Raw genomic sequence first — 20,325 nt, 5'->3', positions numbered from 1 at the left:
GGTTGGATTCCAAGGTCGGATTTTGAAACTGGATTTTAGGATGCCGCCGCTGGTCCGGACCATTGGAATTTCAAAACATTATCCCTCCGGGGGGACGATCATCCATGCGGTATCAAACGTGTCGCTCTCGATCGAGCACGGCGAGTTCGTTGCAATCCGCGGCCGCTCGGGTTCGGGGAAGTCGACCTTGATGAGCCTTTTGGGTCTCCTGGAGCGGCCGGATTCCGGCGAATATGCGCTAAGGGGCCGGGAAGCTGCAAGGCTGAGCGAGGACACGCGCGCAGCCATCAGGAGAAAAGACATCGGCTTCATATTCCAACTGCCAGCCCTCCTGCCGCGGGCAACCGCGCTGGAAAACGTCGAACTTCCTCTTGTTTACGCCAGCGTTCCTCGCGCCAAACGACGTCGCACAGCCAAAGATGCGCTTGACCGCGTAGGCCTGGCTGGCCGCAGTCATCATTGGCCGAATCAACTTTCGGGAGGAGAGCAGCAGCGGGTTGTTATTGCCCGTGCGATGGTGAACGATCCTGCCCTCATCCTGGCCGACGAACCGACCGGCTCACTGGATAGCAGCACCAGCGACGAGATTCTGTCGGTGTTCGAGGGCCTTCATCGCGATGGTCATACGATCATCATGGTTACGCATGCCGCCGAAGTCGCCGATCGCGCGCGGCGACAGATCACCCTGCACGATGGGCGAATCATCGAGGACGCCGTGACATCCGGCAAGCGTTCGCTCCTGAACGCCATCCCGTTGGATTCTTCCCAATGAGTCCCCTGGAGAGTTTACGAATCGCCACCCGAGCGCTTCGCGTCAACAAACTGCGGAGCGCCTTGACCATGCTTGGGATCGTCGTTGGCGTCGCAGCCGTGGTCTGCATGGTATCGGTGGGAGCCGGCGCACAAGCGGAAGTTTCGGAGAAGATCCGCACACTTGGAGCCAACCTCCTGCTGGTCATGCCCGGAGCCCGAAACGCCGGGGGAGCGAGGCTCGAATCCGGAACACAGCCGACGCTGACCGAAGAGGACGCCGCGGCCATCCGCCGCGAACTGGTGGATGCGCAGGTCGCGGCCCCGCTGCTGTCTCGTTCCATGCCCCTCGTGGCCGCAAACAGGAACTGGGTGACGCTGGTGGCTGGAATTAATGCCGACTATCTGGTGGCGCGCGAATGGCAAGTTACCAACGGCCGATCCTTCACGGGCGAGGAGATCGCATCCGGAGCCAAAGTTGCCATCGTGGGGTCGGTGATCATCGAGGAGCTCTTCGATGGGCGTGCGGGAATAGGAGAGACATTTCGGATTGGCAACGTCCCATTCACCGTGATTGGTGTGCTGGACAACAAGGGGTTGGGCGCAGCTGGCCGCAGCCAGGACGATGTCGTGTTCATTCCGCTGTCGACTGCGCAGAGCCGCGTGCTCGGCGCCGTGCGCGGCACGACCCGCCAAGCACTGGATTTCATCTCGATCAAGGTGTCGGATGCGACCGCGATGTCGGAGATGGAACGCGAGATCGAGGCGTTGCTTCGGCAGCGGCATCGCATTCGCGGGGATGCCCCCAGCGATTTCAGGATCGAGAATCCGGCGGATGTCCTGATTGCACGCGGGGCCGCCGTGCGGACCCTCGGAATTCTGTTAATCGCGGTGGCCGCGGTTTCGCTGGTCGTTGGCGGCATCAGCATCATGAACATCATGCTGGTTTCGGTGTCCGAACGCACCCGCGAAATCGGTTTGCGCATGGCCGTCGGAGCCAGCCGCCGCGATATCCGATGGCAATTCCTGATCGAAGCCTTGATCCTGGCGCTGATCGGGGGGCTGGTGGGTGCGGCGTTGGGAGCCGCCGCAGCGGTCGCAATCGCATGGAAAGCTGGCTGGCCTATCCTGATCAGCCCCTGGGCAGTCATCCTGGCTTGTGGATTTGCAGGGTTCGTCGGAATTTCGTTTGGCCTCTATCCGGCCCATCGGGCCGCGCGGCTTGATCCGATTGTGGCATTACGGTTCGAATAGACGAAAGACTTGAACGGTCATTTTCATCCCTCCGTTAAGATGATTTCGCGGCGACCGAAGACCTGGGACCGCAAGCCTACGCCCAAATCTCGTTGGTCCACTCCAGTGCCGGGCACCTCCGCGACTTCTGGTTTTGACCCCAAAGGAGACCTCGGCACAGTCGTTTCCGCAGCGAAACGGTTTCCCGCGTGCGGAGGTGCGATATCCCTTCGGTTCGAAGCGAGGAGCGCCCCTACCGTTGCTGGGTAAGTCACACATCGTGGGCCCGGAAAATGACGCATGGGTAAGCCGCGCTGGCTTTTTTTTCCCCGGCTGTCAGCGCTCAACTAGGACTATTGAGACCGCCGACTGACCTCAGACGGCCTCACGGCGCTCGGCGCTGAGACGCGGCAAGCCAGGCAATGCGACCTTGGAGGCTTGTCTGGCGAGCGGGGTCTTCCGCGAGCGGACGTTCACCGCTGCTCGTCGCCAGCGAAGTTTTTGGTTCTGCAGGCTCGTCGGCCACCCAAAAGGACAAACCATGAGCGTAGTCCACGGCACGAGAACAAATGCCTCATCGGGCGCCACCCGCCATGGCCGATTATTCGTTCTCGAACTGAGCGGCGACCGAATTCACTCGATGAATATCGACGGATCAGACCGCAAAACCATTGTTACCGACTGCCATTTCCCGGACGGCATCGTCGTGGATGCGCAGGCGGGTCATATTTATTGGACCAACATGGGCGTCCCCAACCTGGACGATGGCTCAATCGAGCGAGCCGACCTCGATGGCGGGAATCGCAGAGTCATTGTCCCGCAAGGCATCACGCACACGCCGAAACAAATCCACCTCGATAAGGACAGCAGCAAACTCTATTGGTGCGACCGCGAGGGCATGCGGGTAATGCGTGCGAGCCTCGACGGCTCGCAGGTCGAAACGCTGGTCGAGACCGGCCGCGGCGACAAAAACAGTCGCGATCAGACCCTGTGGTGCGTCGGAATAACCATCGATTCAAAGTTTGGGAAAATCTATTGGACGCAAAAAGGCCCGACGAAGGGCGGGCTGGGCCGTCTGTGCCGCGCAAACATAGATATTCCCAACGGCCAGGACCCAGCGAACCGCTCTGACATCGAGGTGCTGTTCGATCAGCTGCCGGAGCCGATCGATCTCGAGCTCGATCTCAAAAATCGCGTGCTGTATTGGACCGATCGCGGCGATCCTCCGCGCGGCAACACCGTCAATCGTGCGCCGATCGACAAAAAGTCAGCGCCGGAGATCCTGATCACGCACCTGATGGAAGGGATCGGCATCGCCCTTGACGTTCCCGGCAACCGGATGTTCGTCACCGACTTCGCCGGTTCGGTCTATTCCGCCGATCTCGATGGAAAGAACGAGCACAACTTCCTTTACGCCCAGGGCAATCTCACCGGCATCGCCTATGCCGAAGTCTAACCAAACGCATCGGAGAGATGACCATGTCCTACGACAAGCCAATTCGGCGAATAGCGATTGTTGGCACCGGAGTCATCGGCGCTAGTTGGGCCGCTGAATTTCTGGCCCGCGGATTGGATGTCGTCGCCACCGATCCTGCGCCAAAGGCGGAAGCTAATCTGCGCGAATACATTGACGAGGCATGGCGGGACCTAACAAGCATTGGCCTTTCGAAGGGCGCGTCGCGGGACCGTTTGCGCTTCACGACTAACATGAAGGAAGCACTCTCAGAGGCCGATCTCGTCCAGGAAAACGGGCCTGAACGTCCGGATTTCAAGATCAAGCTGTACGCGGAGATGGAGGAGGTTGCGCCGGTTGATTCTCTTTTCGCTTCGAGTTCGTCGGGGATAACGCCAAGTGTGATTCAATCGCAATGCAAACACCCGGAGCGTGTCGTCATCGGACACCCATTCAATCCACCGCATATCATCCCGTTAGTCGAAGTCGTCGGTGGTAGTAAGACGTCGCCGGACGCGATTCAGCAAGCGATCAGCTTCTATGCTTCGATCGGCAAGAAGCCTATCCATTTAAAGAAAGAGCTTCCCGGACACGTGGCGAACCGGTTCCAGGCGGCGCTCTACCGCGAGATGCTTTACATGATCGAGCAAGGCGTTCTGAGCGTGGAAGACACTGATGCTGCCGTCTGTTTTGGGCCCGGCCTTCGCTGGGGCGTGATGGGCCAAAGCTTGCAATGGCACTTGGGCGGTGGCGCAGGTGGGATCCAACATTTCATGGATCATCTCATGCCTCCACTGGAGGGCATGATGAAGGCCCTTGGAACTCCAAACATTACGCCTGAGCTAAAGCAAAACGTCATTAACGGAGTCATGCGGGAAGCTGCCGGGCGCCCGGTCGATCAGCTCGCTCAAGAGGAAAACCGAGTTTTAATCGGGCTTCTCAAGCTACGAGAAGAAATCGGCCTCAACAAAGCGAGTGCCGAACCAATGGCTGCGGCCTAAGTCGCTCAACGAAAGAAAGGTGGAATAAATCAATCTTGCAAGGCTTGAAATAGAAGGGAAACCGGCAATGAGCACCGCGACAATAACTAACCGAACGGTTGAAACGAACGGTGAGAGCAATCGGTTAACTGAGGCGCTGGAAGACAGTTTGAGTCATCCGGCAACATCGCCAGACTTCGATCTGAAGAAGGGCGTGAATGAAGTCCTCGCGGATGTCGGCATGACGAGCGACGACTGTGGCGGAGAACTCAGTTTCTACGGACAAGATCCAATTCTTCCAAGTCCGCTGCGGTTCGGGACAATGGCTGCAGTCGGTCTGGCAGCGAGAAGCGTAGCGGCGGCCGCTCTTTGGAGACAAGCCACCGACGAAGGACAGAACATCTCCGTAGACGTGCGCAAGGCGCTGCGGCGGTTCTGCGGATTTTTCGAAGGCAAATGGGAAACCGTCAACGGCCGACCGCCCACGCCCGGTGGCTATGCGGTTAGCCCATTCCTAAAGACGGGGGATGCGTTTTTTCGCGAGACACGCGACGGACGATACGTGGTGGCGCTCGACTTTTATCCTCAGCTCTTCGTGCGAACCCTCGATTTTCTCCGCTGCAGCCCGAGTACCGAGTCAATTAACAACGCCATACTCCAATGGGACCCCGTGGAACTAGAGCAGGCTGCGGCGGCCGAAGGGCTCGTTCTAGCGATGGTGCGGACGAACGAGGAAATTCGTCGCGAACCCCAATATACACAAGTCCTCTCCAAAATGCCGCTGATCACGGTGGAGAAAATTGGGGAGAGCGAGCCCGTGCCGCTCAAGGCGAGGGGCAATCTTCCTCTCTCTGGCATCCGCGCATTGGGAATGGGTCATGTCATCGCGGGGGCCGCGATGGGAAGAGACATGGCTCTGTACGGCGCGGACGTGCTCAACATCTGGAGGCCCCGCGATTCGGAGATCGAAGCCTTCGCGTGGGATGTCCAGGTGGGAATGCGTTCCACCATCCTCGACGACTCGAAGGAAGATCGCGCACGGTTCAATCAGCTTCTTCGGGATGCCGATGTATTCTTTGCCAACAAGCGGCCAGGGTTCTTGAAAAGGCACGACCTCGATGCCGAGGCGCTTTGCGCGCAGAAGCCCGGATTGATTCACGCGACCGTCGTTCTCCACGGTGAGAAGGGACCGTGGTCGAACCGGCCGGGGTTCGATGAAATCGGTGCCACGGTGTCTGGCCTCTTCACGATTGAAGGTTCCCCGACTCGGCCGAAGCAACCGCCGATTATACCGATTTGCGACAACGTGGTCGCCTGGTTAGGCACGACGGGAATCCTTGCAGCCCTGCGCCGGCGCGCGATCGAGGGAGGCAGCTATCGCGTTGTGGTTTCCCTCACAAGGATTGTGCTTTGGTTCCTCTCGTTAGGCATCTTCGACAAGGCGTACGCAAAATCGACTGCGGGCTCGACCGACGAGCACACCTACGTCGCTCCGGATCTGTTTACCGCGGAAACGCCGCTTGGAACCTATCAGGGAATGACAGATCAGATCGTAATGTCGCGCACACCCGGCTCCTTCCAGACGGTCCTTGTGCCGAGAGGCGCCAGCAAACCCGAATGGCTCGCGCATTGAGAGCACTGTCCCCGAAAGGAAGTTGCTGAAACCGAAGGACAGACAGCACGAACAATGGTGCTCAAATGGAGCACGATGGCAGCCGACACTCGGCCTGATGAGGCGCCGCCGGTCGTGGAGGTGCTGCGTCCGGAGCGGCTTCGAGGATCAGCAGGACACTTGCGGTAATCGCGCTAAGCTGTGCCAATGTTTGGTCATGCGGATGCCGCTTACAATTTTGCCACGCACCTCATGCTGCAGTTTAGTGAGGGGCAAGGCACCCTAGCGAGATTATTGAGTTGGAGACTGCGATGTCGCTTATTGGGCGGTGGTCTCAACCGGTCGCCGCAACACTTTATCTTAGAGGGAAAAGATGGAGTGTGGGATGGAACGGAGATTTCATAGAGGTTTTACTGCGGCAGAGAAGACGGAGTTATGGGATCGCTGGAAGCGTGGGGAGTCGCTGAAGGCGATTGGACGAGCTTTTGGTAAGCAGTCATCGTCGATCTATTTTTTGGTAGCTCCGCATGGTGGGATTCGTCCTGCGGAGCGGCGTCGCTCCAGGCTGGCGTTGACGCTCGCGGAACGCGAGGAGATTTCCAGAGGCGTTACGGCACATCAATCGGCACGGTCGATCGCCAAACGGCTTGGCCGCTCACCCTCGACGGTGAGCCGGGAAATGAGTCGCAATGGCGGCTATGATCGCTACCGAGCGACACTTGCGGACGAGAATGCCTGGGCGCGATCTCGTCGTCCAAAATGTTGTAAGTTAGCGACCAATCCGCGGCTGCGGCAGGCGGTGGCAGGGAAGCTCAGATTGGATTGGTCCCCCGAGCAGATAGCCGGTTGGCTGAAGAGAACGCACCCTGAAGACGAGTGTAATCAGGTGTCACACGAGACCATCTATCGCAGCCTGTTTGTCCAAGCGCGCGGCGTGCTGAAGAAAGAGCTGCTTAGCCATCTTCGATCGAAGCGCTCGATGCGTCGCTCCAGGCCGGTTGACCCGAATGGCGATAAACGGGGGCATATCAAGGATATCGTCTCAATCCGTCAGCGACCGGCGGCGGTTGAAGATCGGGCGGTGCCTGGTCATTGGGAGGGCGATCTCCTGTCCGGGCCGAACAACACCTACATCGCGACCTTGGTCGAGCGTCATACCCGTTACGTGATGTTGGCCAAGGTGGCAGGCAAGGACACCCGGACGGTTGTCACCGCGCTCATCAAGCAGGCGAAGAAGCTACCAAAGGAGCTATATAAATCCCTGACCTGGGACCGGGGCAAGGAACTTACGGATCATCGTCGCTTTACGTTGGCGACCAAAATCGACGTCTATTTTTGCGATCCGCAAAGCCCGTGGCAACGCGGGTCGAATGAGAATACCAATGGCCTGCTGAGACAGTACTTTCCTAAGGGCACCGACTTGTCGATGCATTCGCAAGCCCATCTGAACAAAGTAGCTCGTCAGCTAAATGAACGACCACGTGAGACCTTGCAATTTGAAACACCAGCAGAGAGATTTAACGCCTGTGTTGCGTCGACCGGTTGAGCCGGCAGGCACAAAGCGGACATGGCCACCGCGGCGTCTCATGTCTGCTTCTGCGAGAAAAGCAGACATCATTGCCAAATAAACTGAACTATGTCGCAACTCGAACGTCACGTCACCGCAGCTTTGCTTCCCACCGTCTGAATAGTCTCGAACCCCTCGAATTGCCGGTGCCCAAGATAGAGCGGCTTGTTATCGCCGGCCTTATGGTGCGCGGCGCGGAACGCCTCTGATTGGTCCATGCTTCAAAGGTGGCACGGTTCTTCCACACCGTGCGTAAAGCATAGAGCGTGTAATCCTCAGTTCCGGAGCCCTTGAGAAGGTGCAACTCTACTAAGCCCGGCACCTTGTCGAGATGACTGTCGCGCGACAACCTGTCTTGCTCGAAGGCGGCTTCGCCATCATCGAAGTAATAGTAACCGCGGAACGGCATCTGGGCCCGCCCAGACCACGGCATCCTGATGAAAGCGACTGCCCAACTGGCGAGCTGCAGCGTTGTCGATCCCTAGTGCGAAGAAGCTTATCTCTTCAGGCCACGCCCCGCTCGGATCAGCGCCGGCCCCCTCAATGACATAGGGACCCAAGGCTCGGAGACAATCTCGCAATCGCGAATGCGCGGCCTTGTTAACCTCAGCGCTTTGAACCTGCCCAAACGGATTGAACGCGGTGATGAAGAGGCCGCAGGTTTGTCCGCTCATCTTATAAAGCCGCCGGAGGGGGTCGGACTTGACATCGATGCCGAGGGTAAAGGCGTCTGACCCAGTGCCGACGCGGTATTTGGTGTTACGGTAGGCGGCGATTTTGTCAGAAGCGATTTTCGTGGCGGCCAAAAGAAAACCTTTGCAATACCTTCGGTGTGATCAGACTGGGCCTCGTCTGAGCGCAATGATGCTCAGCAGCTCATCGTCGGGAGCGACGAACTCCTGTTCGCGTGCCTCTTGGAAGGAAATCCAACGGAAGCCGTCTTTTTCCACGCGATTGAACACGTAGAAGCTAGTCTCCTGAGGCTGCTGTGGTGCCCCGAGACGAAAGAAAGGCATCGCGCGGCACATCGTGCGTGCCCCGTCCATCCAGAAAGCCAGAGTGTTGGACTTTGTGGGCCTGACCAACTCGACGATCTCCGTCACGAAGGTGGGATCACTGCCAGATAGTTTTTCAATCTTGTACCTCATGCCGGAGTCAAGCACCTCGGCCATCCCCGGTCGCACGAGCTGAAGCCGGCGAAGCGTGGAGGCCGTCGCCTCGTAAAAATCGCGAATCTGCTGCTGCAGTTCATTATCCAGGCGGGCCGCATCGCTGGCCTTCATATGACCGCCATGGCCTTTCCAGGAGTTGCGGTAGCGTCTAGCGACGTCCAGAATGGTGGTCGACTTACCAAGTGCTCCGATGGAGCTTGCCGACTCGACAAGCTCGGCACCTGCCACGTCAGTCGCAACCGCACGCAAATCCTTGTCGCTGGTGATGCGGCTTACATCCTTTAGGCTTGCTCCAGCGAGACCAATCCAGAAGCCGAAATCGGCACGCTCAATCCCGGCAGAGCCAGTGGGATGAAGCCACCCCGCCATTACTTCCTGCCAATCCTGTCGCATGGCTTTCACGTGGCTTGCGCCAACCGCCGCGAGGTAAACCGCGCACATCTCGAAGAAGTGCAGCAGAGTTTCCAGGCGCTCTTTCGGCTCGATGGAAACCTGGTAGCGGCGATAAATGGTTGCGATTGGGTATGGCAATTCGCGCCACCAATCCGCAATCTGCCGCTCGATATTGAGTACTCCTTTCAGGGCATCGATCTTATCTGCAGCGTCCGCAAGTGCCGTCCAGTCGTGTTCGAGAGCCGTCTGCATATCGCGGAACTCTGCCTGCAGCAGCGCGATATCGCTGTTGATGCGCGCAATTCGTTCCTGTGTCGCAATTGCCGGGATCGGTAGTTCCAGTGAAAGCAAACCGGGTACCTGAACGCGTTGTATGGTAGAACCACTTGCCGCCGCATCGCGCAACTCTCTGCCAAACGGACTATTGAGCAACTGCGCCAAGAAACGTGGATTAGCCCGCGCGGTATCGATTGCAAGGCGATACACCGCGGTCGGCTTCACCGTCTGCTCCTGCAGGTCGGCGGTGACGCGGCTGCCGGCGTATTCTGGAACAAAAAGAAAAGCCGTTGTCTGGTCGTTCTCCGGGAGAGGCTTGTCTGCGCGCTCAATCCGGTCATGCGCTAGAAGTGAGCGCAGCGACTCTTTCTTATGCCGTCCCTTGGGTGTGAGCTTCTTGATCAGCTCGCCGTGCTCAATGTCAGCGAAAGTTCGCTCGTCCTTCGCGTCAAGCCACATCCATCCGGGGCCGCTCTTCTTGGATGGGCCGGCCACAAGCGCCGAAGCCAGGAGCTCAGCGCTTTCGGTGTCCCGGAGGATGCCGACGAATTTCGGCAGGTCGTCCTTGCGCTGAAACGCGACGAGCGCACCTTCGATGGCAGTGCCTGCCAATGCTCCGGGCGCCAGATCAATGATTGCCGATACGTGTAATCCGACCTCAGCGAGGGAAGCGAAAGTCTTGGCGGAGGCGCGATTGAAGAGAACGCCCCGGCCTGTCACCCAGCAAAGAATGCCGTTCGTCGCCAACAGAGGCGCCAGCGCGCGGACAACATCGCTGCCGAATCCATCACCGTCCTCGCCGGGAGGCCGATAGCCGATCGGCGGCGCGCAAATGATTGCGTCGCATTTAGCACTCCCGACAACGCTTGCGATATCCGCAGAAATGAAAGCGGTCTTCCCTGCAAGAAGGAGTCGCAGAGCTGCCGCGAAATCCGCGTTGCGCGCGACATACGTGAGATGGGCCTCGGGATGGCTATGAAGAAACCGCACTGTGAGCAGCGTGTCGCCGGCGGTGTATTCCAGCACGCGCTCGCAGCGTGACTGAATGCAAAGTGAGGATACGAAATCGGCAATAGCGTCAGGCAACGAGCCAGAAGGCGCCTTAGACCGAATTCGCGAATATTCGCTGATAAGCCGGAGGGCGTCGCTGATTTCCAGATTTGCCTTGCATGCGTGCCCGGCAATTTCCTGGGATGAAAGATGGCGGGCATCCCGACGCAAAACGTCGAGTTCCCGCTGTAGTCTTTCTTTATCAACTCCTTGCGTCATTAAGCCCTATCCTGCGGTCTGGAACCATGGGATTCGCGAAGCGCTCGGTTGAAGAAGTGCCGTGTCGCCTGTTCGCGGGCTTTCGCATCCGTCAGCACGATATTGCGCATTTCGTTGTCACGCTGAAACATGCGGATTGCGCCTTGGAAAAACGCATCCCGGAAGACGGCATAGACAACGTCGGGAGGATTGTTTCGGAGCATTTCAGTCATGTCGTCGTTGAGCACCTCACGGTTTACCTGCTCAAAGCGAACCATGTCGGCTTCCGTGAACTCTGTTCCGTGACGATCGTTGAAGGTCTTTACGATCTCGGAAAGTTCTTTCTTCTCATCCTCAGTATACGGTTTCGCACCGAACTCTTTGATGGCCTGAAGCGGATCGGCCTCGCCGGCGGAAAGAGACGCGCTGCCTTCCTCCTTCTGAACAACTTTGAAGGCCTGAAGACGAAGCATATCCTCGGTTATCTCAATCTCTGGCGGCAGCTGGCGGTTCGGAAGCAATCGGGCAAGCCAAGAGGCGTAGGAATACAGCTTCTCAAGGCCCGTGTCCTCAAGGCGTATCACTTGCGCGACAAAGCTGTAGAAGCGCATGTAGCTTCGAAGGAGCTGACGAAATTCTTCCTGTCTGCCTTCATCATCCTCGGCTTCAAATCGGGCGACGGCATGCCTTACCAGGCCTTCGAGGCGAGCGCGGTCTGCTCCATCGAGTGGCCCTTTGTAAAAGGTCTGCGAGAATCTCTCGATCTCGGCACGGTTGAGAAATCCGAACTTGAAGAGGCGGCCTTCCAACTCGTAGATTTGGTTGGGATCGGACATCGCCTCCAGGCTCGTTACCTCATAGTAGGGCCGGAAAGCGGCTTGCACGTCTTCAACCGTATTCTGGAAGTCAAGAATGTAGGTTTGCTCCTTCCCTGCTTTTGTGCGGTTCAGCCGGGAGAGGGTCTGTACAGCCTGCAAACCCGCGAGCTTCCGATCGACATACATCGCACAGAGCTTCGGTTGGTCAAAACCTGTCTGGTATTTCTCGGCGACGATAAGAATCTGGTACTGATCCGGATACGGCGTGCCGTCAGGCCTGAACCCGTCAAGGCGGCTAGGTAACTCGGTTTCAGAGAAGCCATTCAGCTCAGCTTCGGTATATGTTTGTCCGTCCAGATTAAGCTCGCCCGAAAATGCCACGAGAGCTTTAAGATCCGCGTATCCTTTGGCTTTGAAGTAGTCGCGAACGCCGAAGAAATAGCGGAGAGCATGTTCGCGGCTCTGCGTGACTATCATCGCCTTCGCTTGCCCGCCTATTTCACTCATCACATGGCGGCGGAAATGTTCGATGATAATCTCGACCTTCTGGCCGATGGCGGTTGGATGCAGCGATGCGAAGCGCGCGACGCTGCGCTGCCCCCTCCGCCCACTGAGTTCGGGATCGTCCTCAATGGCCTTCTCTAGCTGGTAGTAGGCTTTGTAGGTCATGTAGTTCTGCAGCACGTCGAGGATGAAGCCTTCCTCGATGGCTTGGCGCATGGAATAGAGGTGAAATGGGTGTGGGAGTCCATCGGCTCCCTTTATCCCGAACCGCTCCAGCGTCACGTTCCGTGGCGTTGCTGTGAAAGCGAGAAAACTGATGTTGGGCTGAGGCCCGCGCTGCTTCTGATATTCTGCGATCAAATCTTCGATGTCGTCACTTGATGAAGCCTCGCGGGTAAGGGCCTCGGTCATCGCCTGGGCAGACTTACCGGACTGGCTTCCATGAGCTTCATCAACGATTACCGCGAATTTTCGCTTTCCCTGCCCCGAAATCTCCTTGAGGTGCTCGGTCGAGAACTTCTGAATCGTCGTGACTATGATGCGCGCGCCTTTGGCAATAGCGTCCTTCAGTTGGCGCGACGTACCGTCGATCTTTTTGACCACGCCCTGTGTCTGCTCGAACTGCGAGACCGTACTTTGCAGCTGACGGTCAAGCACAATGCGGTCGGTGACAATGATCGCCGTATTGAATATCGGCTGATCAGCTTCGTCGTGCAGATTGATCGCTTGATGGGCAACCCAACCTATCGTGTTCGATTTGCCCGATCCTGCCGAATGCTGAATGAGATAGTTCTGACCCGCACCACGGGAGCGCGCATGCGCTATTATTCTGCGCACGGCGTCTAACTGCTGAAACCGCGGAAAGATCATTGTCTCTTCCCGCTCGCTGCTCTCCAGGTGCATAAAGCGTCCGATTACGTCGAGCAGCACGTCCCGCGAGAAAACCGCTTTTCCCCAACCGCCATCTTGGTAAAGATAGGCAACCCGGAACTCGTCCTCGATATCCTCGTTGCCGGCACCGCCTGCGCGCCCGCGGTTGAATGGCAGGAAGCGCGTCTTGCCGTTTGAAAGCCGGGTGGTCATCGAGACGTTGTCTTCGTCCAGCGCGAAGTGGACGAGCGCCCCGCGTTTGAAGGTAAGGAGCGGCTCGCCTGCAGGCGAGCGGTCCGCGCGGTACTGCCGCTCGGCATGCCTGAACGTCGAGCCCGTCAAGAGATTCTTGATTTCCAGCGTAACGACGGGGATACCGTTCACAAACAGCACCGTGTCTATCGCGTTCTCGGACTTGAGGCTGTACCCGACCTGCCGGATAACTGACAGTATGTTCGCTTCGTATTCCTGCACGCGTTTCGGCTCAAGCGCGCTGGCCGGCTTGAAGTAGCAAAGAATAAACCTGATCCCGGGGATCATTTTGATCCCGGCCCGCAGCACATCGAGCGTCGATCGCGATTTCAGCGCTTTCTCAAGATTTTTGAAAAGCTCAGCCTCCGCTGAGCCCGAGTAATGCGCCTCCAGCTTCGCCCATTCTTCGGGTTGCGTTCCCTTCAAGAAGCGGATCAGCAATTCTCGGTCGAGAGCACTGGCGCGATCGTAATTGTCCGGCCCGCGCAAAACGTAGCCGTGCTTTGATATCAGCTGCCCGACTAGGTGCTCTTCGAGTACGATTTCCTTGTGTATCGATGAGGCGCTTCGTGGAACAGTTTGATCGTTCATTGCGGCACCTCACGCAGCAACGCTTCAGGGTCCCAGACTTGCTCTGCCAGCATTCGGTAAAGCTGCCCGCGTTCTTCAATATCGGCCGTCTTGAAGGTTTCGCGCGCTTTGAACGGCAGCTTGGAATCGTTTACGAATCGTAGAAAGCCGGGATTATGTGAGTAGCAGTCTGCATGCAGCGAGTGGGCCAGCAGGTTTTGGGTGCGGTAGTGCTTCAGCTTCTCGTCATACGGCAGGTCGCCATAGCTCGCATTAAAAGACTTGGGCAAGAGTAGAAGGCCTCCGATACGGTTACGGTGCTCCGCAAAGTCCGACGGGTGGTTAAATTCGTCAGCATGGCGTTCCGGATGGTCGGCCCAAATATGCTCCACCTCGTAACGAGCCCCGCCTTCGCCGATGTATTCTGCATATCGAGAGCTTTGACCTGACTGCGTCTCAACGTAGTCGGTAAGCCGCGCGAGAAGCCGGTGGATGGCATAGCGGTTCTGCTGGTGTACGCGAAGCCGGTCGTTGCTCGCGAAAGTCTCGGTTTCCTTGAGCAGCTGCTCATGCAATCGCGCCGCAAGGGGCCCCGCATCAAGGCCTCGAATATCGCGCATGACCAAGAACATTGCGTATTGCATCGTGGAGTATGCGATGCTGCGGAAATTCCAAAGACGCCAGGCAAGGAGCACCTCAACGAAACGCGCAACAATCCTGATCTTCGCATCCACTACATGCGGATCGTCATCCGGCTTCAGCGGCGCGAGAATCAGCATGTACTGCAGCGTGAAGCCGTGCTGCGCATTGTACTGGACGAGTTCAAGCCCCTCCACTCGACGGCGAGAGGCCTCCATAAGGCGCAGATACTGCTTAGCGTAAAAATCAAAATCGCGGTCGATGAACCGGAAGAAATCATCCGAACCTGTGAGGCCTACCGACGCACTGGCATCGCGCAGCCAGCGATGGAACTCGGTGCCGATTCGGTCGAAATCTTCGGGCTTCGCTCCCTTCTTGCGTTCGCGAATTTTTGTAGCATATTGGCTTCGCAGCCAAGCTTTGAAACAATCGGCTTCGACCTCTTTCCCTGCTTCGTTGAGCTCCATGATGCGTTCTCGCCACCGATGGTTCGCGGACAGCCGCTTACGCTCATCGATGTTAGCGAGCAGGTAACCTTTGAGCATGTCCGTTGGGCTCAGCGAGAGCCCGCGGTCATTCATGGTCTCGAAGATCGTGTATGCGTCATCGTCCGAATAGGCTGTGATTTCTACGAGATGCACATTTTCCAACATCCAATCGATAAAGTAGGGAAGCGCATCCGCCCGTAACTCTTCCGGCCAAGCTGCTTCCATGTCGCGATACCGCGCAAACAGGTTCTGCACCGACTCTGACCGGTCGGAAGGATCGAATGCCGTATCCTCGAAAAGCGCTTCCATGCAGGGATTGCGCTCATCGACATCGAGGTTGAATGATTTTTCGCCGAACTTCTCCGAGACGATGAGCTCATCAATATTGACCTGGTCTGGCCGTCCGCCCTGCAGGTTGCGAAGCAGGATCAGGAGCAGCGTCAGACTCGTAAGCCGTTGCTGGCCGTCAACAATGTAGCTCGCGCTGTCTTTCTTGCTGATGATGATCGAGCCGAGAAAATAGTGCGGGTATTCCGAGACCTGCTTGCGCGCATGACTTGGCTGATAATCCTCCAAGAATTTCCCAGTGAGGTCGTCGATCAGCTCGGCCGCCTGCTTCTCTCCCCATTTGTATTCCCGTTGATAATAGTCAATCGAGTACTTCACTCCCTTGAGGAGTTCCCGGACGGTTTTCGCCTTTCCAAGAATCTCCCTCATGCCCTCATTGCCTCTTCGATCTGCTCCGGATAGTTATTTTTTGCGACTTGCGTCGTCCAAGTAGCCACGTCGATCTGCCCGGTGACAGCGGCCGTAATCAATGAGGACCGGTACTCGCGCAGGCGCTCAACTGAGGCTTCAATGCTTTTTCTGACTTTATCGATAGGTATCAAAGAGCTATTCAGTCGATCTACGATAGTACACTGCTCTCGTAAAGTTGGTAGCGGCAGACAGATGTTTGCCATGCGATTGAGACCGAGGTCGTTATTGGTCGCCCCACGTGTGAACAATTGCGACTGCGCATAGCATCCAGAACTGTTTAGGGTATGCGCGACGTATGCGGGGCACGCAACTGACCGTCGAATCTTTAAAAGTGCCACATGAACCCATATGTGGAATTCGAATTCCAAATCAACTAAACGTGCAATTCCGGTAGTGCCGCCCTTGGTGTAGAGCACGTCATCCCTTACGGGCTTCGACTTCTTTGTGATCTCTCGATAAAGTTCGTGAGAGATGTACTTAGCGTCATCGAGGGACCAGCGATCGACTTTGACATTTCTAGCGGAGATGAAGGGAATTCCTTCATCTACATATTCTGGTGAGATGTGCGGGCCGTCAGAGATGCTGGTCACAACATTTTTTATGCGTGCCAGTTTCCAGCCGTCTGGAAGAATAGGAAACCATGCATTGCCGGTCTTTTTTGAAAGAACATCCTTAGACGCTCTTCCGGTGACAGTTTCATAAATGTGCGATGCGCGCTTTACGGTCAGTAGATTGATCAACTGTTGCTTCTTGTCGATCAACTGTTCAATTTTGGCTATCTCGCGATCTAGAAAATCAGAAGTCGCTCGTTGAACTTCCAAAGAGGGCGTCGCGATCCAGTCGTTTGGGAAATCAGAGAACTTGATCGATTGACGGACGCCGCCACCAAGTGAGTAGTAATATTTGGCAATATCCAATGCCAGTAGCGCGTAAGCCCAGAAGCGGGGGTCTTGATCCGCCCCCACTTCCAAAGCGTCATATGCCGAGGTGATTATTCCGCGCTCATGAACCAGTGCTTGGCGCAAACTACGTTTATCGTTCTGCAGATCAGTTAATCGCATAACAATATTGCCAGGCTCAACGAGCTGATAGGTCTCAAAGCTTTCTGGTAAAAGCCCCTCTGAGCTATCAATGTCCTTGTTGACGATCTTGCCATAGCTAAGTGAAAGCAGATTGCTTTCGCGCATCCCGGTATTCTTGTGCCCTTTGCGCACCCGCAAAACTCGATGAAGCTTATTCAGCTGCCAGGTCTTTGGCGGACACGCGCCGTGAACACGTTCCTGCAAAGTGGTCACGCTGCCACCTCTTTCAGCAACCCAGCAATCTCAGCCTCCAGCACCTTGAGCTCAGTGTCGATTTCCTCAAGCGGGCGCGGAGCCACAAACCGGTAGAAATAGCGGTTGAAATTTATCTCGTAGCCTACTCGACCGATTTCCCCATCACGAGCGTCACGATAGCTTTCGTCGACCCACGCGTCCGCTGCGAACGGCGTGACCTCGCGGGTGACGTATTCCCGCCAATCCTCTTTGAGCGGCACCAACTCGTGATCGCGAAGTTCGGCATCACATTCTGATTGTCCATGCGTATCAGTGCAAATAGCTGCGCTTTCATCACGCTCAGACAAACCAGTGATGATCAATTTGCGGACTGCCGTACCGACCGTTAGGTCGGTGGACTTAAGCGCCTTAGTTAGGGCCTTCTCAAATTTGTCGCGGTCGGTGAATAGGGTGTTCGGCAGACGCCCTAAAGCATCGATGATCTGCTCCTGTTGGGCGATGTTAAGTTTGAGAAACGCCTTCTCGGCTTTTACCCTCTCGATACGGTTTTCACTTGCCTGATAGTTTAGCCTGAGCGGACGTTCAATGCGAATCTCGCGATGGCCGAAATCCGTTACGTCGAAAATCTTCGAGACGTCGTTCTCACCGCTCTCGCCGTTCAGAAATCCGGCGTAGATGCGGACAATCTCTGCACGCCCCTCACCAGAAATTTCGCGGCGCTTGGAGCCGAGCGATTTGCGCAGGGATCGCCAAAACCGCTCACCGGAAGCATCAATTAGCTGCACCTTGCCACGGCGATTTACGGGTTTGCGGTTAGTGAGCAGCCAAACATAGGTTTGGATACCAGTGTTGTAGAAAAGGTCAGTGGGCAAGGCGACAACCGCTTCAACCCAGTCATTCTCCAGCATCCATCGGCGAATTTCACTTTCACCCGAACCGACTCCGCCAGTGAAAAGCGGAGAGCCGTTCATGACAATGCCAATTCGAGAGCCCACCTCGTCATCGCGCATCTTCGAGATCATATGCTGCAGAAAGAGCAACTGGCCGTCCGAAATCCGCGGCGTACCTGCGCCGAATCGGCCATCGAAACCTTGCGTGTCCGCTTCCGCTTTGATCGGGTCCTGATACTTTTTCCAGTCGACGCCGTAAGGAGGATTGGAAAGCATGTAGTGGAAGCGCTTTCCCTTGTGGGCGTCCTGCGTCAGCGTATTGCCGAATGTGATCTGTTCCGGATCATGACCCGTGACCAGCATATCGGATTTGCAAATACCGAACGACTCACCATTCAGCTCCTGCCCGAACAGCTCGACGCGGATCGACGGATTAAAATCTTTAAGCGCCTCTTCCGTCAGCGCGAGCATGCCGCCCGTGCCGCATGCCGGGTCGTAAACCTGACGTATGATCCCGCGCCCGGTGAGCTTGGCGTCATCGTTGGCGATGAGAAGATCGACAATTAGGCGAATGACCTCGCGTGGGGTGAAGTGCTCACCAGCGGTCTCGTTCGAGATTTCCGAGAAGCGCCTGATCAACTCCTCGAACAGATAGCCCATCTCGATATTGGAAACGGTGTCGGGATGCAGGTCGATCTCGCAGAACCGCTCGAACACATTCCAGAGAATGCCACCTTCCTTGAGACGTTTGAGCTGGTCAGTGAAGAGGAACTTGTCGAGGAATATGTCGCGTACATTGGCGGAGAAGCTGGTGATGTAGTCCACCAGGTTCGCATGCAATTGGGCTGGTTCTTGCCCCCGGAGACTCTCGAATGTGAACCGGGAAAGATTGTAGACCTTGACGTTGCCGCCGACGGCTCCGAATAGGATCATGTCGCGTGTGGCTTCGTCGACGCCAGCCGGCAGAGTAGCCGAGGCTTCCAGAACGGCCTTTTTTGATTCTCTGAGAAGGCAGTCAAGCCGGCGAAGAACGACGAATGGTAGAATCACCTTGCCATATTCGGATTGCTTTAAGTCGCCTCTCAGGATGTCGGCGATTGACGAGCTATCGCTGAAAGTTGGTGACGGCGGGAATCGGAAAGGCGGCATATCGTGGGGGTGCTTGACGCCTCCACTTCTCCACCGAAGGAGCGATATGCCGTGTCCAAAGATAACATCATCAAGCTGATTCAGCCAGCAAACGTCGACGATCAACTCACGGAAATCTTGCGTACTGGGGCACGTGTTCTGTTGGCCCAGGCGGTCGAGGCCGAGGTCGCGGACTTTCTCGGCAAGCATGCCGATTTGAAGACCGCAGACGGCCACCAGCGGGTCGTGCGCCACGGTCACCTGCCGGAGCGCGAGGTGATGACCGGTATCGGTCCGGTCGCCGTCCGCCAGCCGCGTGTGCGCGATCGCGAGGCGGACGCTACCGACCCCGACCGCATCCGGTTCTCGCCCTCGATCCTGCCGCCCTATATGCGCCGCTCTAAATCGATCGAGACGCTGCTGCCGATCCTTTACCTGAAGGGTATCTCGACCGGCGACTTCTCCGAGGCGCTGGCAGCACTGCTCGGCAAGGATGCTGCCGGATTGTCGGCATCCGCCATCGGCCGCCTGAAGGACGGCTGGCTTGACGAACACACCGCGTGGCAGAGGCGCGATCTGTCGGCGAAACGTTACGTCTACATCTGGGCCGATGGCATCCATCTCCAGGCACGCCTCGAAGACGAAAAGCAGTGCATCCTGGTGCTGATCGGCGCGACGCCGGAAGGCCGCAAGGAACTGGTCGGCTTCACCGATGGCGCCCGCGAGAGCGCGCAGGACTGGCGCGATCTGCTGCTCGATCTGAAGCGGCGCGGGCTCGACGTGCCGCCGCGGCTTACCATCGCCGATGGCGCGCTCGGGTTCTGGAAGGCCGCCGGTGAGGTCTGGCCGAAAACGCGCGAGCAGCGCTGCTGGGTGCACAAGACCGCGAACGTACTCGCCAAGTTGCCGAAGAGCCAGCAGCCGAAGGCCAAACGCGCGTTGCAGGAGATCTGGATGGCCGAAACCAAGGCCGCCGCCGAGCTGGCGTTCGACGCCTTCATCGCGAGCTACACGCCCAAATACGAGAAGGCGGCCGACTGCCTGGGCAAGGATCGGGACACGCTACTGGCGTTCTACGACTTCCCGGCCGAGCACTGGAAACACCTGCGAACGACCAATCCCATTGAAAGCACCTTCGCTACCGTGCGCCACCGCACGATCCGATCGAAGGGATGCCTGTCCAACAGGACGGCGCTCGCGATGGTCTTCAAGCTGCTCGAGGCCGCGCAGAAAAGCTGGCGTCGTCTCGATGGCCACAACCAGTTGCCAAAACTCGTTCTCGGTGTGACATTCAACAACGGGATCGAGGTCATCGCTAAACCCGCTGACCGTCAGCCCATAACCGCCGCCGCCTGACCGGCCCGGCCGTCACCAAAAATTGGCGATAGCTCGCGATTGACCATGCAAACGCACTGAGGCTCTGAACTTTCGCACTCTGCTTGGCCA

13 protein-coding genes and 1 pseudogene are annotated in these 20,325 nt (G+C 57.1%); 7 read left to right on the top strand and 7 right to left on the bottom strand.

The window, feature by feature from the left end; all coding sequences use genetic code 11:
* Positions 1–40: 40 nt before the first annotated feature.
* The 6 genes from NL528_RS05780 to NL528_RS05755 all read left to right on the top strand — a co-directional run bounded on the left by NL528_RS05780 (position 41) and on the right by NL528_RS05755 (position 7,574).
* Complete coding sequence (locus NL528_RS05780) at positions 41–772, top strand: ABC transporter ATP-binding protein (RefSeq protein WP_309181760.1); 732 nt, start codon at positions 41–43, stop codon at positions 770–772.
* 68 nt (positions 773–840) lie between these two features.
* Positions 841–2,004: an ABC transporter permease gene (locus NL528_RS05775; RefSeq protein WP_309180288.1), complete on the top strand. Its 1,164-nt coding sequence runs from the start codon at positions 841–843 to the stop codon at positions 2,002–2,004.
* A 520-nt stretch (positions 2,005–2,524) separates the two neighbouring features.
* A complete protein-coding gene (locus NL528_RS05770) occupies positions 2,525–3,439 on the top strand; it encodes a 3-hydroxyacyl-CoA dehydrogenase (protein ID WP_309181759.1) in 915 nt (304 codons plus the stop codon).
* Positions 3,440–3,462: 23 nt separating this feature from the next.
* A complete protein-coding gene (locus tag NL528_RS05765) occupies positions 3,463–4,437 on the top strand; it encodes a 3-hydroxyacyl-CoA dehydrogenase NAD-binding domain-containing protein (RefSeq protein ID WP_309181758.1) in 975 nt (324 codons plus the stop codon).
* Between the two features lie 67 nt (positions 4,438–4,504).
* Complete coding sequence (locus NL528_RS05760) at positions 4,505–6,049, top strand: CoA transferase (RefSeq protein WP_309181757.1); 1,545 nt, start codon at positions 4,505–4,507, stop codon at positions 6,047–6,049.
* A 364-nt stretch (positions 6,050–6,413) separates the two neighbouring features.
* Positions 6,414–7,574, top strand: coding sequence for an IS30 family transposase (locus NL528_RS05755; protein ID WP_309181756.1), 1,161 nt, complete (start codon positions 6,414–6,416; stop codon positions 7,572–7,574).
* A gap of 107 nt (positions 7,575–7,681) precedes the next feature.
* Here NL528_RS05755 and NL528_RS05750 read toward each other — a convergent pair.
* From NL528_RS05750 to NL528_RS05720, 7 genes and pseudogenes are all read right to left on the bottom strand, one after another.
* Positions 7,682–8,004: pseudogene (locus NL528_RS05750) on the bottom strand (antibiotic biosynthesis monooxygenase family protein).
* Complete coding sequence (locus tag NL528_RS05745) at positions 7,973–8,401, bottom strand: DUF3293 domain-containing protein (protein ID WP_309181755.1); 429 nt, start codon at positions 8,399–8,401, stop codon at positions 7,973–7,975. Before NL528_RS05745 ends, NL528_RS05750 begins: the two are co-directional and overlap by 32 nt.
* A gap of 30 nt (positions 8,402–8,431) precedes the next feature.
* Complete coding sequence (locus NL528_RS05740; RefSeq protein WP_309181754.1) at positions 8,432–10,705, bottom strand: hypothetical protein; 2,274 nt, start codon at positions 10,703–10,705, stop codon at positions 8,432–8,434.
* Entirely contained in the window at positions 10,705–13,719 is a 3,015-nt protein-coding gene (locus NL528_RS05735; protein ID WP_309181752.1) for a DEAD/DEAH box helicase family protein, read from the bottom strand. Before NL528_RS05735 ends, NL528_RS05740 begins: the two co-directional genes overlap by 1 nt.
* Complete coding sequence (locus NL528_RS05730) at positions 13,716–15,542, bottom strand: DUF262 domain-containing protein (RefSeq protein WP_309181751.1); 1,827 nt, start codon at positions 15,540–15,542, stop codon at positions 13,716–13,718. The genes NL528_RS05735 and NL528_RS05730 overlap by 4 nt, the downstream gene beginning before the upstream one ends.
* Entirely contained in the window at positions 15,539–16,879 is a 1,341-nt protein-coding gene (locus NL528_RS05725; RefSeq protein WP_309181750.1) for a restriction endonuclease subunit S, read from the bottom strand. Before NL528_RS05725 ends, NL528_RS05730 begins: the two co-directional genes overlap by 4 nt.
* Entirely contained in the window at positions 16,876–19,005 is a 2,130-nt protein-coding gene (locus tag NL528_RS05720; protein WP_309181749.1) for a class I SAM-dependent DNA methyltransferase, read from the bottom strand. The genes NL528_RS05725 and NL528_RS05720 overlap by 4 nt, the downstream gene beginning before the upstream one ends.
* Here NL528_RS05720 and NL528_RS05715 point away from each other — a divergent pair.
* Complete coding sequence (locus tag NL528_RS05715) at positions 18,952–20,235, top strand: IS256 family transposase (RefSeq protein WP_309181748.1); 1,284 nt, start codon at positions 18,952–18,954, stop codon at positions 20,233–20,235. The genes NL528_RS05720 and NL528_RS05715 overlap by 54 nt on opposite strands.
* Positions 20,236–20,325: the final 90 nt, after the last annotated feature.

Origin of the sequence: Bradyrhizobium sp. Ash2021, from assembly GCF_031202265.1 — a bacterium.
Lineage (GTDB): Bacteria > Pseudomonadota > Alphaproteobacteria > Rhizobiales > Xanthobacteraceae > Bradyrhizobium.
The sequence above is the reverse complement of the archived record's forward strand: the minus strand, read 5'-3'. Positions and strand labels throughout refer to the sequence as shown.

Coding starts and splice junctions, on each gene's coding strand:
- NL528_RS05780 (WP_309181760.1), top strand. CDS start 41: ATGCCGCCGCTGGTCCGGACCATTGGAATTTCAAAACATTATCCCTCC.
- NL528_RS05775 (WP_309180288.1), top strand. CDS start 841: ATGCTTGGGATCGTCGTTGGCGTCGCAGCCGTGGTCTGCATGGTATCG.
- NL528_RS05770 (WP_309181759.1), top strand. CDS start 2,525: ATGAGCGTAGTCCACGGCACGAGAACAAATGCCTCATCGGGCGCCACC.
- NL528_RS05765 (WP_309181758.1), top strand. CDS start 3,463: ATGTCCTACGACAAGCCAATTCGGCGAATAGCGATTGTTGGCACCGGA.
- NL528_RS05760 (WP_309181757.1), top strand. CDS start 4,505: ATGAGCACCGCGACAATAACTAACCGAACGGTTGAAACGAACGGTGAG.
- NL528_RS05755 (WP_309181756.1), top strand. CDS start 6,414: ATGGAACGGAGATTTCATAGAGGTTTTACTGCGGCAGAGAAGACGGAG.
- NL528_RS05740 (WP_309181754.1), bottom strand. CDS start 10,705: ATGACGCAAGGAGTTGATAAAGAAAGACTACAGCGGGAACTCGACGTT.
- NL528_RS05735 (WP_309181752.1), bottom strand. CDS start 13,719: ATGAACGATCAAACTGTTCCACGAAGCGCCTCATCGATACACAAGGAA.
- NL528_RS05730 (WP_309181751.1), bottom strand. CDS start 15,542: ATGAGGGAGATTCTTGGAAAGGCGAAAACCGTCCGGGAACTCCTCAAG.